Source organism: Falsiroseomonas algicola (genome assembly GCF_011040385.1).
In the GTDB taxonomy this organism is placed as follows: Bacteria; Pseudomonadota; Alphaproteobacteria; order Acetobacterales; family Acetobacteraceae; genus Falsiroseomonas; species Falsiroseomonas algicola.
The window spans coordinates 113,691-130,124 of sequence record NZ_JAAIKB010000002.1 but is presented as its reverse complement, the minus strand read 5'-3'; the positions used below and the strand labels follow the sequence as shown (position 1 = coordinate 130,124).

Here is a 16,434-nt window from a genome sequence, read left to right as displayed (position 1 = left end):
GCAGGAAGCTTCCCCCGGAGACACGCCAATGAGCCGCAAATTCGTCCATCTTGCCCTCTCCGCGACCATGGGCGCGATGCTCGCCGGCGCGGCCGGTGCGCAGACGCTGACCATGGGCGTCCGCGCGGGGCCGGAATCGATCGATCCGCACTACACCGCGACAGGCACGCATAGCGAGGCGCTGAAGCATGTCTTCGACACGCTGACGCATTCCGGCCCGCAGCTGCAGATCGAGCCGGGGCTGGCCGAATCCTGGCGGCCGATCGATGCGACGACCTGGGAATTCAAGTTGCGCCGCGGCGTGAAGTTCCATGACGGCAGCGACATGACGGCGGAGGATGTCGTCGCCTCGATCCGGCGGATGCAGACGCTGTCGGGCCCGAATCCGACGCGCATCTATGTGCGCCGCATCGTCGATACGCGGATCGTCGATCCCTACACGCTGCACATCATCACGGGCGGTCCCTCCCCGACCCTGCCGAACGATTTCATCCGCCTCTTCGTCGTTTCCGCCCGCGCCACCGCGGGTCTGACGCCGGAGAACAGCAACGAGGCCTTCAACAGCGGCCGCGCCGCCATCGGCACCGGCCCCTACCGCTTCGGCAGCTGGACGCCGCGGGAGCAGTTCACCGTGGATCGCTTCGACGGCCACTGGTCCGGCCGGCCGGCCTGGGCGCGGCATGTGCGGCGCGAGATCCCGAACGACGCCAACCGCGTCGCGCAGCTCCGCACCGGCCAGGTGGACATGATCGTCCGCGTGCCCGCCGCCGATGTCGCGACGCTGGAGCGTGACCGCACGCTGTCGGTCGTGAAGGCCGATACCGTCTATGTCTTCAACTTCCAGTTCGACTTCCGCGAGAACACGCCGCAGGTGACGGCGCGGGACGGCTCTCGCCTGGCCGCCAACCCCTATCGCGACCCCCGCGTGCGGGAGGCGATCGACCTGGCCATCGATCGCCGTGCTTTGGCGGAGATCGCGATGGAGGGCATGGGCACGCCGCAGGGGCAGATGGTCACGCCCAACATCTTCGGCTTCAACCCGGCCCTGCCGATTCCGACGCCGAACCTGCCCCGCGCGCGGCAATTGCTGGCGGAAGCGGGTTTCCCCAATGGCTTCCGCATGGTGCTGAACTTCAGCAATGACCGCCTGCCGGGCGACCGCGGCGTCGGTACCGCGCTCGCGCAGATGCTGGCGCGGATCGGGATCGAGGTGCAGGCGGCGGGCCAGCCCGCGGCCGTGATCTTCCCTGCCCGCGCGCGCGGCGAGCTGTCCAACATCATGGCGGGCTGGGGCACGCTGACGGGCGAGGCCAGCTACACCTATTCCTCCAACGCCCATACCAACGACCCGCAGCGGCGCCTCGGCGCCTTCAACTGGCATGGCTATTCGAACCCGGAGATGGATCGCCTGATCCAGGCTTCCGAGTTCGAGCTTGATGACGCCAAGCGGCGGGAGCTGCTGCAGCAGATCGGCGCGCTGTTCAACCGCGACCGCGTCTCCCTGCCGCTGGCCTCGGTCGGCTCCGCCTGGGCGATGCGGCGGGACCGCGTCTCCATGCCGTCCGGCCGGGCGGATGAGGAGACCTATGCCTGGGACGTGACGCCGGCCGCGCGATGAGAATCGCCGACAGCAACTGGATGGAGATCGAGGCGTATCTGCGCCTCGATGATCGCGTCGTGCTGCCCTTCGGCAGCACGGAACAGCATGCGCAGCTCTCGCTCTGCACCGATGCGATCCTGGCGGAGCGGGTGGCGGTCGAAGCCGCCGCGCCGCTCGGCGTGCCGGTCTATCCGGCGATGCCCTTCGGCCTGGCGCCCTACTTCGCGGCTTTCCCGGGCAGCGTGAGCCTGCGCGTGGAGACGCTGCTGGCGGTGGCGCGGGACCTGATCGAGAGCGTGGCGCGGGTCGGCTTCCGCCGCATCCTGCTGGTCAACGGCCATGGCGGGAATGCGCCGGTCGGCGCGATGGCGCAGGAGATGATGACGGAGCGGCCGGAGCTCTCCATCAAGTTCCACAACTGGTACAACGCGCCGCGCACCTGGGCGACGGCGATGGCGGCCGATCCCTCCGCCAGCCATGGCAACTGGTTCGAGAATTTTCCCTGGACGCGGCTGCCCCATGCGAAGGCACCGGAGGGCGTGAAGCCGCGGCCGGACCTGGCGGTGATGAAGGCGAGCGGGCCCGCGACGGTGCGGGAGATACTGGGCGACGGCGCCTTCGGCGGCCCGTGGCAACTGCCGGATGACGTGACGCAGCGCATCTGGGACGAGGGCGTGGCCGAGACCCGCGAAGCGCTGGAGGGACCATGGGCGACCCGATAGTCATCTGGGGCGCGGGCGCCATCGGCGGCACGCTCGGCGCCTATTGGGCGCGGGCGGGGCACGAGGTGCTGCTGGTCGATACCGTCGCGGAGCATGTCGAGGCCTGTCGCACGCGCGGCCTGCACATCTTCGGCCCCGTCGAGGACTTTCTCCAGATTATCCCCGCCGTGACGCCGGCGGAACTCACGGGCACCTATTCCCGCATCGTGCTCGCCGTAAAGGCTCAGGCGACGAAGGACGCGCTGCCGATGCTGGCGCCGCATCTGGCGGCCGATGGCTATGTCTTCTCCGCCCAGAACGGGCTGAACGAGGTGGAGATCGCGGAGGCCGTGGGCGCGGAGCGCACCATGGGCTGCTTCGTCAACTTCTCCGCCGACTGGCACGGGCCGGGCGAGATCCTCTACGGCAGCCGCGGCTCCGTCGTGGTGGGGGAGATCGATGGCAGCATCCGCGACCGCACGCGGGCCATGTTCGAACTCTGCAAGCTGTTCGAGCCGGATGCCATCCTGACGGACGACATCTGGGCCTATCTCTGGGGGAAGATGGGCTATGGCGCGATGCTCTTCGCGACCGCCTTGAACCACGACAGCATGACCGAGAACTTCGCGGACCCCGCCCGCATGAAGGCCTGGCTGGCGCTGGGGCGGGAGGTTGTGGCGGTGGCGCTGGCGCGCGGCGTCACGCCGCGCGGCTTCGGCGGCTATGACCCCATGGCCTTCGCGCCGGGCCGGCCCGATGCGGACGCGATCGCGGTGGTGCGGTGGCTGCGGGAATTCACCTCGCAATCCGCCAAGACGCATAGCGGCATCTGGCGGGACCTGGCGGTGCGCAAGCGCAGGACGGAGGCCGCGTCGCAGCTCAACATCACGCCGCGGCTGGCGGCGGAGCATGGCATCGCCACCCCTGCCCTTTCGGCTGTCGGGCGCCTGATCGCCGATATCGAGGAAGGAAGGCGGGAGCAGTCGCAGGAGACCTTCCAGGCGCTGCTGGACGCGATCCCGTGACCGATGCGGTGCTGGCCCGGCTGCTGGCCGGGCAGGAAGGCTTCGTCGCGCGGCTGGCGGAACTCGTCGCCTGCCAGTCGGTCTCCACCGATCCCGCCTATGCCGCCGGCATGGCGCAGGCGCGCGCCTGGTGGATCGCGCGGCTGACGGCGATGGGGTTCGAGGGCGCGCGGGAGCTCGCCGCCGGCGGCCACCCCGCCGTGACGGCGCGCTGGCATGGCGCGGGGGCTTCGGCGCCGACGCTGCTGGTCTATGGCCATTACGACGTGCAGCCGCCCGATCCGGTGGAGGCCTGGAGTTCCGCCCCCTTCGTGCTGGCATCGCGCAACGGGCGCCTCTACGGGCGCGGCGTGTCCGACGACAAGGGCCCGTCGCTGCTGGCGATGGAGACGCTGGGCGCTTTCCTGGCCGAGGAAGGGCGCCTGCCCTTCAACGTGACGGTGCTGCTGGAGGGGGAGGAGGAATGCGGATCGGCCTCGCTGGCCCGAATCCTCGACGAGAATCGCGATTGGCTGCGCGCCGATGCGGTTCTGTCGGCCGATGGCGCGCGCTGGCGGGCCGACCTGCCGACCATGACGGTCGCGACACGCGGCAACATGGCGATGGAGATCACGCTCCGCACCGCCGCCAAGGACCTGCATAGCGGGCGCTATGGCGGGGTGGCGCCGAATGCGCTGCACGCCATGGCACGGCTGGTCGCGACCTTGCATGACGCGGAGGGCAACATTCTCGTCGAGGGATTCGCGGAGGGCGCCGCGCCGGTCACGGATGACGACCGTGCGGCACTGACGACGATTCCCTACGACGTGGCGGCGCACGACGCCTCGATCGGCATCGCGCCGAGCGGGCGGGATGTCGCTGGTTTTCTTGAGAGGCTCTGGCTGAAGCCGACACTCGACGTGAACGGCCTATGGGGTGGCTACACGGGCGCGGGCGGCAAGACGGTGATCCCGGCCGAGGCACACGCGAAACTCTCCATGCGCATCGTGCCGGGGCAGCAGCCGAAGCGTGTCGCGGCGGCGGTGGAGGCGCATCTGCGCCGCCACTGCACGCCCGGCGCCACGCTGACGGTGAAGGCGGCGCGGGACGGATCGATCGCCACCGCCGTGGCGGGTGACCATCCGCTGCTGCTGGCGGCGGAAGCGGCGCTGGAGGCGACGACGGGGCGCAAGCCGCTCCGCGTGCGAATGGGCGCGACCCTGCCGCTGACGGATATCGTCAGCCGGGTGCTCGGCATCCACACCGTCATGTTCTCCTTCGCCACGGCGGATGAGGATTTCCACGCGCCGGACGAGAATTGGCGGGAAAGCGCGATGCCGGAGGGCTTCGCGGCCTGGGTGGCGCTGGTGCGGCGGTACGGCGCGCGGGGCTAGCCCCGCGCCCGCACCACCGTCACGCTGCAGGGCGCTTCCGCCGCGAGTTCGGCGCTGACGCTGCCCATCACCTTACGCTTCAGCGATGCCGCGCGCGCGCCCATCACCAGGTGGTCCACGCCGTTCATGCGGACATAGTCCAGCAGGGCATTGGCGGGGTTCACGGCCTCCAGCACGTGGAAGGTGATCCTCCCTTCCGGCAGGCCGAGCGGCGCGGCCCAGTGCTTCAACTCCACCAGACGCTGCACATGCTTGTTGCGGCCGAAATCATCCAGCGTCGTGTCCAGCGCGATGCGGTTCTGCCGCAGCACGTTGAGGCAGGCGAGGCGCGCGCCCGGCATGGTCGCCAGCAACCGCCCCACCGTCGCCCGCAGCGTCGTGGCCAGCGCGTCGTCCTGCTCCGTCACATCGACCGCGACGGCCAGGATCGGCGCATCCTCCACCGTCGCCTCCGCCACGCGGTCGAAGCGCACGCGGTGGTCGGGGTGGAAGCGGCGGCGCAGCGTGGTGGCCCAGCCATCCCGGCGCTGCTTCGCGGCGCGCGCGGTCAGCGCCACCTGGTCGGGATGCCGCAGGTCGAAGGCGAGTTGCGCGGCCGTCGGGTGTCGTCGCTCCGGGCGCACCTCCAGGCAGCGCAGGATGATTTCCTGCAGCCAGTCCGGGCATTCGGCGCGGCGCGCGCGGGGCGGCGGCGGGTCCCACCACAGGCGCCGCTGCAACCCCTTCAGCCGCTGCGGATCGCCGAAGGGCCGCGTGCCTGTGACCAGGAAATACAGCATGGCCCCCAGCGCAAACAGGTCGCTGCGCGGGTCGGACCGCACGCCCATCACCTGTTCCGGCGCCATGTAGGGCGCGGTGCCATAGGGCAGGCGGAACTCCTCCTCCATCAGGTCCGGCAGTTGCGCGTGGCGGGAGAGGCCGAAATCGACCAGCACCGCCTCCCCCGTCTCGCGCATCAGGATGTTGGAGGGTTTCACGTCGAGGTGCACGACATGCTGCCGGTGCAGCGCGTCCAGCGCCTCCGCCACCTTCGCGCCGATACTGGCGACGTCATCGATGGGCAGCGGCAAGGCGTCGATCAGCGGCAGCAGGCTGCGGCCGGGGATGCGTTCCATCACCAGATAGGGCTGCCGGTCGAAGCCGCCGCTGGCCACGAAGCGCGGCACATGCGGGCCCGTCAGGCGCGGCAGGATCATCTGCTCCATCTCGAAGCTGACGATCGCCGCGGGGTCCTCGCCCTCCGCCAGGCGGGGCACCTTCATCAGCAGGGCCTCGCCATGGTCGGGATGCGTCACCTGCCAGAGCGCCGCCATGCCGCCGACATGCAGCAGCCGCCCGATGGCGAAGCCATCGAGGACCTCGCCCTCCTGCAGCCGGACCACCTCAGCGGCCCCGCAGCAGGCGGGTCGCGAGGCTTTCGGGCAGGCCGGCCTGGCGGACCTTCTCGCTGGCGGCCAGCACGTCATAGGGCACGCGGTGCAGCGTGACCTCGCTGGTGGCGACGTCGAAGAGATGCCAGGCTGCGGCGGGGTCGCCATCCCGCGGCTGGCCGACGGCGCCGCAGACCACCTGCCAGCGGCGCGGCCGCAGCAGCGGCACGGCGACGCCAGTGACGGGCTTGAAGGGCACCAGCTTCGCGGTCGCGGTCAGGCCGTAGATGGCGGGCGCATGCACATGGCCGCAGAAGACCAGGCGCGCCGTGCAGCCCTCCAGGCTGCGCCGCGCATCCTCGGCATCCCGCACATACACCCAGCGATCGGGGGCGGAGGCATCGGCATGGACATAGAGGCGATCCTCCTCCTCCGCCTCCATCGGCAGGGCGCCGAGGAAGGCGCGATCCTCGGGCGCAAGAGCGTCGCGCGTCCAGGCGATGGCGGCGGTCGCGTCGTCATTCATACCGCCGCGGGGATGGGCGGCAGCCTCGTCATGGTTGCCGCGGATGAGGATGGCGCCCTGCCCGGCCAGTTCCCGCGCCTTGGCGATCACCCAGCCAGGATCGGCGCCGTAGCCCACAAGGTCGCCCAGGATGACGATCCGGTCCGCGCCCTTGCGGGCGACGTCGTCGAGGCAGGCCTCGAAGGCTTCCCGGTTGGCGTGGATGTCGGTCAGCAGCGCGATACGCATGGCGAACTCCTCCGGCCCCGGGGATCAATCCCGCGGCGGACGCCCTGGCGGCTTGCTTCCTCCGGGGCGATCAGACCACGGGATCACGCGCCGGGATAGGGGCCGAGTGCATCGGCAAAGCGCCGCGCGCAGGCCAGGCCGAAGGGGGTGGGGGCGAGGGAAGGCGTGCGCTCGATCACCTCGCCCAGCCCCATGCGCCAAGCCGTCACGCGCTTGCCGTAGCAGAGGAACATGGCGACGCCCTGCATGGCGAAGGCGATCAGCGGCAGGATGCGCCGGTACTCGCGCTCCGCCGCTGCCTCGTCGCCCGCGACGAAATGGTTGTAGATGGCCGCCTGGATGTCGGCGCATTCGGGGGCCGGGATCAGCCCCGCGCAGCCCGCGCGGAGGCAATCCACCAGCTCCATCCCGGCGCGGCCGTTGAAGACGGTGATGCCGCCCTTCGTCACCTCGATCAGTCGCTGGACATCGACGGCGCTGTCCTCCGCCTTGATGAGCGTAACGTTGCCGTGGTTGCGGGCGAGAGTCGCGACGCCAGCGGCGGAGAGGCCCACGCCGATATAGGCGGCGGCGTTCTGGATGCCGATCGGGATGGCGCTGCGGCGGGCGACGAGGTCCGCGACCTCCCCGTACCAGGCGATGTATTCGGCTTCCGGCAGGCCGCGCACGGGTGGGGGCTGGAGGATGCACCAGGCGGCGCCGAGGCCGGCGGCCTCCACCACGAAATCCGCGGCCTCCCGCGCCGTGGCTTCGGCGACCGTGACGGCGAGGGGCACGCGGCCGGCGATCTCCTCCGCCGACCAGCGCACCACGTCGCGCTTCTCGGCGGGGGAGAGCTTGTTGACCTCGGTCGCGAGGCCCAGCACCGCGATGCCATGCGCGCCGCCGGCCAGGCAGCAGCGGATTTGCTTGCGCATCGCGGCCTCGTCCAGCCGGCCATCGGCGCCGAAATAGGCGTAGAGGATGGGGTAGATGCCGTTCATGGCGGGGCAGCCTCTTGCAGGGCGTTGATGGCGGCGGTGGCGAGCGTGGCGGGGGCGGGGCCGACATCGAGGGTGATGGCGGCTTCCTCGGGCGCCGGCGGCTCCAGCGTCGCGAACTGGCTGGCGACGAGGCTCGCGGGCATGAAGTGGTTCTGGCGCGCGGCCTGGCGGGCGGCGACGAGGGCGGGATCGCCGGTCAGGAAGACGAGGCGGAGGTCGGGCGCCGCCTGGCGCAGCGCATCGCGATAGGCGCGCTTCAGCGCGGAGCAGGTGACGACGCAGCCGCGGCCGCGATGCGCTGCCAGATGCGCGCCGATGGCGGCGAGCCAGGGCCAGCGGTCGTCGTCGTTCAGCGCCTCGCCCCGGCTCATCTTGGTGATGTTGGCGGCGGGGTGGAAATCATCGGCATCGGCGAAGGGCAGCCCCAGCGCGGTGGCGATGGCCTGGCCGATGGTGGACTTGCCCGCACCGGAGACGCCCATGACGACGACGAGCGGCGTCATTTCGGCTCCAGGTGGCCGCCGAAGGCGTTGCGCATGGCGGAGAGCGCGCGGTCGGCGAAGGGACCGGACTGGCGCGAGCGGAAGCGGGCATAGAGCGCGGCGGAGAGGACGGGCGCGGGCACGGCGGATTCGATCGCGGCCTGCACGGCCCAGCGGCCCTCCCCACTGTCGCCGACGCGGCCGGAATAGGTCGAAAGCTCCCCATCCGCGGCCAGCGCCTGCGCCGTCAGGTCCAGCAGCCAGGAGGCGACAACGGAGCCGCGGCGCCAGGCCTCCGTGATCTCCGGCACGTCGAGCGCCAGGCGGTGTTCGGGCGGCAGGGTCTCGCTGCCGGCCTGTTCCAGCAGTTCCAGGCCCTCTGCCATGGCCTGCATCATCCCGTATTCGATGGCGTTGTGGACCATCTTGGTGAAGTGCCCGGCACCGTTCGGGCCGCAATGGACATAGCCGTTGGGCGGGCGCGGATCGGCATCCGGGGCGCGGCCAGGGGTTGGGGATGCGGCGGCCTCGCCGGGGGCGAGGGCGGCGAAGATGGGGTCTAGGCGACGGACGGGCGCCTCCGGCCCGCCGATCATCAGGCAGTAGCCGCGTGCCAGGCCCCAGACGCCGCCGGAGGTGCCGATATCCAGCATGTCGATGCCGTGGTCGCGCAGCAGCGCCGCGCGGCGGATGGCGTCCTTCCACATGCCGTTGCCGCCATCGATGGCGACGTCGCCGGGGGAGAGCAGCGTGGAAAGCTGGGCGATCGCGTCCTCGGTCGCGGCGCCGGCGGGCAGCATGACCCAGACGGCGCGGGGCGCGTCGAGGCGGCGGACGAGGTCGGCGAGGTCGGTGGCAGGCTCCGCGCCCTCCGCCGCCAGGGTCGCGACGGCGGCGGGGTCCCGGTCCCAGACGACGGACGAAATGCCCGCGCGGGCGAGGCGGCGAACGAGGTTGGCGCCCATGCGGCCGAGGCCGACCATGCCGAGACGCATTCTGGGGTGTCCTCCCTGGGTGTGACGGAGAGGATGCGGGGGCGAGGCGGGCCGGGCAAGCCGCCCTACCCCAGGCTCGCGCCCCGCTTCGGCGTCACGGGGATTTTCAGGTACCGCACGCCATTCGCCTCCGCCGCCGGGAAGCGGCCCGCACGGATGTTCACCTGGATGGAGGGGAGAAGCAGCGTGGGCGCGGCGAGGGTCGCGTCGCGGGCGGTGCGGAAGGCGATGAAATCCTCCTCCGTCATGCCGTCCTTCACATGCGGGTTCTGCGCGCGCTGCGCGGCGACGCTGGACTGCCAGGCGAAGGCGTCGCGGCCAGGCGCCTTGTAGTCGTGGCAGATCCACAAGCGGGTTTCGGGCGGCAGGGACAGGATCCGCTTGATCGATCGGTAGAGCGTGCGCGCATCGCCGCCCGGGAAGTCGGCGCGCGCCGTGCCGGCATCATGCATGAAGAGCGTGTCGCCCACGAAGACATCGGCGGGCTGGTTGGACCGGGCCTCCGGCGCCGCGCCGATCTTGTAGGCGACGCAGGCCGGCGTGTGGCCCGGCACATGCAGCACCTCCACCTGCAACGTCCCCAGCGCGAAGGTTTCGCCATCGGCGAAGAGGTGGTCGAAATCGCCGCCCTCCGGCAGCACATCCTGCAGCGCGAAGACGGGGCGGAAGATGGTCTGCACCTGCTTCACCCCCTCCCCGATGCCGATCCGCGCGCCGGTGCGGGCCTTGATCCAGGGGGCGGCGGTCAGGTGGTCCGCATGGACATGCGTCTCCAGCACCCAGTCGATGGTGATGCCCTCGGCCTCGGCGGCCGCCAGCACGGCGGCGGCGGAGGCGGTATCGGCCTCCCCGCTCCGGTTGTCCCAGTCGAGGACCGGGTCCACCACGGCGCCACGCCTGGTGGCAGGGTCCCAGACCAGGTAGGTGACGGTGTTCGTAGCCCCGTCGAAGAAGGGACGGATGGCGGTTGCCGTGTTGTCGGCCATGGCTTGCTCCCCGCGCTCGGCCGGGGAGCATAAGCCTCTCCGTGGTGGTGCGCGCTACCCCTTCGCGCGGATCGCCATCAACACACGCTCCGGCGTCGCGGGCAAATCGAGGCCCTCCACCCCGATCGCGTCCTTGATGGCGTTGGCGACGCTGATGGCCAGCAGCAGCGGTGGCTCCCCCACCGCCTTGGAGCGGAAGATGGTCTCGCTCCGCGCCGGCGCGCCTTCCAGCAGGCGGACGGAGAAGGCGGGGGGCACGTCGCGGGAGCCCGGGATCTTGTAGGTGGAGGGGCCCACGGTGCGCAGCCGCCCGCCCTGGTCCCACCACAGCTCCTCGCAGGTCAGCCATCCCATGCCCTGGACGAAGGCGCCCTCGATCTGGCCGCGATCGACGGCGGGGTTCAGGCTGCGGCCGCAATCCTGGACGATGTCGGTCCGCAGGCAGCGATGCTCGCCCGTCAGCGTGTCCACCACCACCTCCGACACGGCGGCGCCGTAGGAGAAGTAGAAGAACGGGTTGCCCCGCATCGCCTTCGGATCCCAGTGGATGTCGGGCGTGCGGTAGTAGCCGGTCGAGGACAGCGAGACCCGTTCCAGGAAGCAGAGTTTCGCGAGTTCGCCGAATTCGAGGAAGCGGTTGGACCCCGCGCGTTCCGCCCAGACGCGGTTGTCCGCGAAGACCACATCGGCGGGCGCGATGCCCCAGCGCGTGGCGGCGACATCGGCCATGCGGTCGCGGATGGTCATGGCGGCATTGTGCGCGGCCCAGCCATTCAGGTCGCTGCCGGTGCTGGCGGCGGTCGGCGCGGTGTTCGGCACCTCCGCCGTGGAGGTCGCAGTGATGGCAACGCGCTCCAGATCCGTGCCGAAGACGTCGCTGACGACCTGGGCGATCTTGATGAAGAGCCCCTGCCCCATCTCCGTCCCGCCATGGTTCAGGCGGATGGAGCCGTCGGTATAGACATGCACCAGCGCGCCGGCCTGGTTGAGGTGCATGATGCCGAAGGAGATGCCGAAGCTCAGCACCATGCTGCCGAGGCCGCGGCGGAGCGTCGGGTGGCGGGCGTTGAAGGCGGCGATCTCGCCGCGCCGGCGATCCCATTCGCTGTCGCGCTTCGCCTCCGCCCAGACGCGGGCAATCAGGTCGCCCTCCACCTTCTGGCCATAGGGCAGTTCGTCGCTGTTGCCGCCGCTGCCGAGGAAGTTGCGCGCGCGGACCACGTCGGGCGGCAGGCCGCAGGCGGCCGCCACGCGGTGCACCACATCCTCCATCAGCAGCGCGCCCTGCGGGCCGCCGAAGCCGCGGAAGGCGGTGTGGGAGACGGTGTTGGTCTTCACCGCGCAGCCCGTGATCTCCACATCAGGAACGTCGCAGCAATTCACGGCATGGGTGATGGCGCGGAACACCACGCCGCCCGACATGTCGAGGCTCCAGCCCCCATCGGCGGCCAGCAGCGCGCGCAGCGCGGTGATGCGACCCGACCCGTCGAAGCCCGCGGTCCAGCGATAGAGGAAGGGATGGCGCTTGCCCGTCGCGATCATGTCCGCGCGCCGCGCCAGGCGGAGCTTCACGGGCCGGCCGGTGGCGCGCGCGCCGAGTGCCGCGGCGGCCGCGACCCAGCTCGCATTGCTCTCCTTGCCGCCGAAGCCGCCGCCCATGCGCCGGCAGGTGACGGTGACGCGGTTGTAGTCGCAGCCCAGCACGCGGGCGACGACATGCTGGCCCTCCGACGGGTGCTGGGTGGAGGAGACCACCGCGATGTCGCCATCCTCGCCGGGCGTCGCGACCGCGATCTGGCCCTCGAGGTAGAAATGCTCCTGCCCGCCGGCGCGGAACTCCGCCTCCATCCGGCGCGGCGCGGCGGCCAGCGCGGCGGCAACATCGCCTCGGCGCATGGTCTGCGGCGCGACGACGTATTGCTGTCGTTCCAGCCCGGCCTCGATGGACAGCACGGGGTCGAGCGGCGCGATCTCCGCCCGCACGGCGGCGGCGGCGCGGAGCGCCTGGTCGCGCGTGGTGGCCAGCACCATGGCCAGGGGCTGGCCGGCAAACTCCACCAGCGGATCGGCGAAGAGCGGCTCGCCCGATCCGGCCGCGGCGATGTCGTTCTTCCCCGGGATGTCGCGCGGGCCGAGGATGGCGACGACGCCCTCCATCGCGCGGGCTTCGTCCAGGTGCAGGGCGGTGACGGTGCCGTGGGGGATGGTGGAGAGCACCAGCGCGGCATGCAGCGTGCCGGGGGCTTCCGAAGCGTCATCGGCGAAGCGGGCCTCGCCGGTGGTGTGCTTCAGCGCGCTGTCGTGGCGCAGCGCGGCGCCGGCGCCGCGGCGGGGAAGCGAGCCGTCCATCACACCACCTCCATGATGTCGGCGGGCATGTCCGGTTGCGTGGCGCGGAGGTGCAGGCGGCGCAGGAGCCCCTGCGCGACCAGGCGGCGATACGCCGCGGTGCCGCGCCAATCCGACAGCGGCGCGATGTCCTGCATCAGCGCCTCCGCCGCGTCGTTGACGGCACCCTCGTCGAAGGCGCGGCCGATCAGCGCGGCCTCGGCACGGGCGGCGCGGGCGACGGTGGGGCCGACGCCGCCGAAGGCGAGGCGCGCCTCCGCCACCATGCCGCCCTCGATCCGGACCAGCAGCGCGGCGCCGACCGTCGCGATATCCTGGTCGTGGCGCTTACTGATCTTCTCGCAGGCGAAGAGCGCATCGGGCACCGGGCGCGGCAGGGTGACGGAGAGGATGACTTCGCCGGGGGCCAGCGCGTTCTTGCGATAGCCCAGCAGGAAATCGGCCACGGGCAGGGTCCGCGTGCCGGCCTGCGAGGCGAGGGTGACGGTGGCGCCCAGCGCCAGCAGCGGCGGCAGCGCATCGCCGATGGGGGACGCCGTGCCGAGATTGCCGCCGAGCGTGCCGAGGCCCCGGATCTGCCTCGACCCCAGCCGCGCCAGCAGGGCGGCATAGGGGCCGAAGCCGGCCTCCCGCCGGAACAGCGCCAGCAGGCGGGCATAGGGGACGGCGGCACCGGCCTCGATGGCACCAGACGTCGCTTCAAGCCGGTGCAGTTCCGGCACGTTCAGCAGGCAGATGATGGCGGGGGGCTTCTCCCGGTGGTCGGAGACGCGGAGCCCGAGGTCGGTGCCGCCGGCCAGCAGCCAGGCCTCCGGATGGGCGGCGCGGAGCGCCAGCAACTCGGGCAGCGTGGCGGGAAGGTGGAAGACCTGGCCCGGCGCCTCGAACCGCGCGGGGGCGGGGTCCGGCAGGGCGGGCGCCGGGGCGCCGTCATCGGCCAGGGTCTCGAAGACCTCCAGGATCGGGCGGTAGCCCGTGCAGCGGCAGAGATTGCCGGCGAGGGCCTCATGCACCTCGCCGCCCTCCCGCGCATGCGCCCAGGCGGTCATGACGATCCCCGGGGTGCAGAAGCCGCATTGCGTGCCGTCGCTCTCGGCCATGGCGCGCTGGATCGGGTGGGGCGCGCCGTCCGGGCCGCGCAGCCCTTCCACCGTGCGGATGGCGCGGCCCTGCATCTGGCCAAGCATGGCGAGGCAGCCGTTGATCGGCGTGCGGGCGCCGCCCGCCTCCTCCAGCACCACGGTGCAGGCGCCGCAATCGCCCTCCGCGCAGCCCTCCTTCGTCCCGGTCAGGCCGCTGGCACGCAGCCAGTCCAGCACGGAGGTGGTGGGGGAGGTCCCGGCCGGCAGGGTCACCGGCCGGCCATTGAGGGTGAAGGCGATGAAGGTCCCGATCATGCCCCCGAGTTAAGCAAACCCCGGGCCGGGCGTAAGCGGTCAGACGAAAATCAGGTCATCGGCGCCGAGAGCGGTGACACCTTGGAGAAACATCCCCTCCCCACCCGGCGCCCGCAATTCCAGCCCGGGCATGTTCCAGTAGGAGGTCGCGACGCGCGTCACCTGGTTGGCGGCGAGGCCGCTGATCTCGATCCGGTCTGTGCCGGGGGTGAAGTCCACCACCCAGTCCCATCCATCGCCCCGCGCCCAGGCCACCGTGTCCTGCCCGGCACCCAGCGTCATGCCGTCATGGTCGCGACCGCCCACCAGGCGGTCATCGCCGTCGAAGCCCTGGAGATCGTCGGAGCCGTCCCCGCCGGTCAGGGTATCGTTGCCGGAACCGCCGCGGAGGTTGTCGGCGCCCGTGCCGCCAGCCACGAGGAGGCCGGCCGATGGCGGCGGCGGCGCGACGGTGCCGCCGCCGGACCAGGTGACGTCGGCGGCGCTGAAATTCGTGACGCCCTGCAGGAAGATCGAATCGCCCCCGGCCATCAGGATGTCGGTGCCGACCATCCCCCAATAGGTGGCGGTGCGGATCGTGGCTTCCGATGCCGCATAGCCCGTGACCTCGATGCGGTCCGTGCCGGGGGTGAAGTCCACCACCCAATCGGGGCCGTCGCCGCGGGCGAAGACGACGGTGTCGGCGCCGGCGCCCAGCGTCAGGCCATCATCCCCGCGGCCGCCCGCCAGGCGATCATCGCCATCGAAACCCTGGAGGTCGTCGCTGCCATCCAGCCCGTTCAGCGTATCGGCGCCGCCGGCACCGCGAAGGTTGTCCACGCCCGAGCCACCATTCACCAGCAGCCCCGCGACCGGGCCCATCGGCACCAGCGTCTGCCCGCCGCCGGACCAGGTGACGTCGGCGGCGCTGAAATTCGTGACGCCCTGCAGGAAGATCGAATCCCCGCCAGCCATCACGATGTCCGTGCCAACCATGCCCCAATAGGTGGCGGTGCGGATCGTGGCCTCGGATGCCGCATAGCCCGTGATCTCGATGCGGTCGGTGCCGGGGGTGAAGTCCACCACCCAGTCGGGGCCGTCGCCGCGGGCGAAGACGACGGTGTCGGCGCCGGCGCCGAGCGTCAGCCCGTCATCGCCCCGGCCGCCCGCCAGCCGATCGTCACCCTCGAAGCCCTGGAGGTCGTCGGCGCCGGCGCCGCCGTCCAGCGTGTCGTTGCCCGCGCCACCGCGAAGATTGTCGATGCCGGGCCCGCCTTCGACGAGGATGCCGATGACGGGGGTGGGCGGGGCAGGCGGCGTGCCGGTGCCGCCGGAACCACCACCGGGTGAGAGGCCCGCGGCCGGCACCCAGATGGGCAGGCCCTGGTCGTCATAGACCGCATTGCCGCGCCCGCTGCCATCCGCGCCCGCCAGCCGGCCATAGCCGAAGCCGTAATGCAGAAGCCCATTCGCCGGCAGCGGGCCGGAGAAGGTGACCAGCAGCGTATCAGCGTCCTCGATCACCGCGGCGGTGCCAGTGACGGTGCCAGCGCTGCCGACGACGGACCAGCCGACGCCCCGCGCCGCATCGGCATCCAGCGCCCGGAAGCCGCCGGCGCGGTCATGCGCGACATCGATGCGCAGCTGGTTGGCGCCGACCGGGGTGGCGGCGACGACTTCCGGCCCCTCATCGGCAATGTCGCCGCCGGCGGTGGCGATGGGGGAGCCCGCCTTCGCATAGGGCGCCAGCGATTCCGCCACGGCGCGCGCGACGCGGAGCGCCGTCTGCATGGCGTCCTCGGCATCGATGTGGCCGCCGCCATACCAGCCCGCGGCATCGCCATCGGCATCGATGTCCAGCATGCGGGCAGCGATCGCGGCGTTGAAGCCGGGCTCCGCGGCCAGCAATTCCATGCCGCGGCGGATCGCGTTGTGGCCTTCCGTCGTGCCGTAATAGGGCATGGCGGAGACGAAGAGGTAGGGCGTGGTCGCCGCGTCCTGCCCGCCCAGCGCGGCACGCGTCGCCGCCGCATCGAAGCGCAATGCGGAGACCCATTGCTCGGTCGTCAAGCTGGTGTTCGCGCTGTCGTATTCGCTGTGCAGGAAGACGATCGCGGTGGGATCGTCCCGCCGGCTGGCGGGCAGGCTGGCGATCTCGTTCAGCAGCGCCTGTTCGCGCCCGGCGATGGTCCAGCCCTGGCGCCAGTCATTGTTGCGCGGCGTCAGCCAGTCGCCGATCAGCGCCGTGCCGCCGAAGGCGGTGCTGCTGTTCAAGTCGCTGCTGTCATAGACGATGTTCACGCGGTCCGCGCCGCCGGAGAAGCCGAGCAGGCGGCTGACTTCCGCCTGTATCGCCGCGCGGCCGGCATTGCCGTTCGCCTCCATCATGAGGATGGAGTTGGACTGGCCCCGGACCAGCACATTCACGTCCATGGCGCGC

The 16,434-nt window shown here is 71.4% G+C and carries 13 protein-coding genes; 4 read left to right on the top strand and 9 right to left on the bottom strand.

The annotated features are described in order from the left end of the window. Positions 1-28: 28 nt before the first annotated feature. The 4 genes from G3576_RS05900 to G3576_RS05885 are packed head-to-tail and all read left to right on the top strand — an operon-like array spanning position 29 to position 4,699. A complete protein-coding gene (locus tag G3576_RS05900; protein ID WP_164693433.1) occupies positions 29-1,618 on the top strand; it encodes an ABC transporter substrate-binding protein in 1,590 nt (529 codons plus the stop codon). Continuing rightward, entirely contained in the window at positions 1,615-2,322 is a 708-nt protein-coding gene (locus G3576_RS05895; RefSeq protein ID WP_164693432.1) for a creatininase family protein, read from the top strand. The genes G3576_RS05900 and G3576_RS05895 overlap by 4 nt, the downstream gene beginning before the upstream one ends. Next, complete coding sequence (locus tag G3576_RS05890) at positions 2,307-3,326, top strand: ketopantoate reductase family protein (protein ID WP_164693431.1); 1,020 nt, start codon at positions 2,307-2,309, stop codon at positions 3,324-3,326. Before G3576_RS05895 ends, G3576_RS05890 begins: the two co-directional genes overlap by 16 nt. Further along, entirely contained in the window at positions 3,323-4,699 is a 1,377-nt protein-coding gene (locus G3576_RS05885; protein WP_164693430.1) for a M20/M25/M40 family metallo-hydrolase, read from the top strand. Before G3576_RS05890 ends, G3576_RS05885 begins: the two co-directional genes overlap by 4 nt. Here G3576_RS05885 and G3576_RS05880 read toward each other — a convergent pair. From G3576_RS05880 to G3576_RS32190, 9 genes are all read right to left on the bottom strand, one after another. Further along, positions 4,696-6,081 (bottom strand): bifunctional serine/threonine-protein kinase/universal stress protein, encoded by a 1,386-nt coding sequence (locus tag G3576_RS05880; RefSeq protein WP_328728522.1) that lies wholly within the window; start codon positions 6,079-6,081, stop codon positions 4,696-4,698. The genes G3576_RS05885 and G3576_RS05880 overlap by 4 nt on opposite strands. Position 6,082: 1 nt before the next feature. After that, complete coding sequence (locus G3576_RS05875) at positions 6,083-6,823, bottom strand: metallophosphoesterase family protein (RefSeq protein WP_164693428.1); 741 nt, start codon at positions 6,821-6,823, stop codon at positions 6,083-6,085. Between the two features lie 83 nt (positions 6,824-6,906). Beyond that, complete coding sequence (locus G3576_RS05870) at positions 6,907-7,806, bottom strand: dihydrodipicolinate synthase family protein (RefSeq protein WP_164693427.1); 900 nt, start codon at positions 7,804-7,806, stop codon at positions 6,907-6,909. After that, positions 7,803-8,309, bottom strand: coding sequence for a gluconokinase (locus tag G3576_RS05865; protein WP_164693426.1), 507 nt, complete (start codon positions 8,307-8,309; stop codon positions 7,803-7,805). The genes G3576_RS05870 and G3576_RS05865 overlap by 4 nt, the downstream gene beginning before the upstream one ends. Beyond that, positions 8,306-9,283 carry a phosphogluconate dehydrogenase (NAD(+)-dependent, decarboxylating) gene (gnd, locus tag G3576_RS05860; RefSeq protein ID WP_164693425.1) on the bottom strand — a complete coding sequence of 326 codons (978 nt, stop codon included), beginning with the start codon at positions 9,281-9,283 and terminating at the stop codon, positions 8,306-8,308. The genes G3576_RS05865 and gnd overlap by 4 nt, the downstream gene beginning before the upstream one ends. A 65-nt stretch (positions 9,284-9,348) precedes the next feature. Then, on the bottom strand, positions 9,349-10,269 hold the full coding sequence (locus tag G3576_RS05855) for an MBL fold metallo-hydrolase (RefSeq protein ID WP_164693424.1): 921 nt from the start codon (positions 10,267-10,269) through the stop codon (positions 9,349-9,351). A 54-nt stretch (positions 10,270-10,323) separates the two neighbouring features. Beyond that, the gene (gene xdhB / locus G3576_RS05850; protein WP_164693422.1) at positions 10,324-12,618 is read right to left on the bottom strand and encodes a xanthine dehydrogenase molybdopterin binding subunit; all 2,295 of its coding nucleotides are present in this window, start codon (positions 12,616-12,618) and stop codon (positions 10,324-10,326) included. Then, on the bottom strand, positions 12,618-14,015 hold the full coding sequence (locus tag G3576_RS05845; protein WP_207622681.1) for a xanthine dehydrogenase small subunit: 1,398 nt from the start codon (positions 14,013-14,015) through the stop codon (positions 12,618-12,620). The genes xdhB and G3576_RS05845 overlap by 1 nt, the downstream gene beginning before the upstream one ends. A gap of 39 nt (positions 14,016-14,054) precedes the next feature. After that, the gene (locus G3576_RS32190; RefSeq protein WP_164693421.1) at positions 14,055-16,427 is read right to left on the bottom strand and encodes a calcium-binding protein; all 2,373 of its coding nucleotides are present in this window, start codon (positions 16,425-16,427) and stop codon (positions 14,055-14,057) included. Positions 16,428-16,434 lie beyond the last annotated feature (7 nt).

Coding starts and splice junctions, on each gene's coding strand:
- G3576_RS05900 (WP_164693433.1), top strand. CDS start 29: ATGAGCCGCAAATTCGTCCATCTTGCCCTCTCCGCGACCATGGGCGCG.
- G3576_RS05895 (WP_164693432.1), top strand. CDS start 1,615: ATGAGAATCGCCGACAGCAACTGGATGGAGATCGAGGCGTATCTGCGC.
- G3576_RS05890 (WP_164693431.1), top strand. CDS start 2,307: ATGGGCGACCCGATAGTCATCTGGGGCGCGGGCGCCATCGGCGGCACG.
- G3576_RS05875 (WP_164693428.1), bottom strand. CDS start 6,823: ATGCGTATCGCGCTGCTGACCGACATCCACGCCAACCGGGAAGCCTTC.
- G3576_RS05870 (WP_164693427.1), bottom strand. CDS start 7,806: ATGAACGGCATCTACCCCATCCTCTACGCCTATTTCGGCGCCGATGGC.
- G3576_RS05865 (WP_164693426.1), bottom strand. CDS start 8,309: ATGACGCCGCTCGTCGTCGTCATGGGCGTCTCCGGTGCGGGCAAGTCC.
- gnd (WP_164693425.1), bottom strand. CDS start 9,283: ATGCGTCTCGGCATGGTCGGCCTCGGCCGCATGGGCGCCAACCTCGTT.
- G3576_RS05855 (WP_164693424.1), bottom strand. CDS start 10,269: ATGGCCGACAACACGGCAACCGCCATCCGTCCCTTCTTCGACGGGGCT.
- xdhB (WP_164693422.1), bottom strand. CDS start 12,618: ATGGACGGCTCGCTTCCCCGCCGCGGCGCCGGCGCCGCGCTGCGCCAC.
- G3576_RS05845 (WP_207622681.1), bottom strand. CDS start 14,015: ATGATCGGGACCTTCATCGCCTTCACCCTCAATGGCCGGCCGGTGACC.
- G3576_RS32190 (WP_164693421.1), bottom strand. CDS start 16,427: ATGGACGTGAATGTGCTGGTCCGGGGCCAGTCCAACTCCATCCTCATG.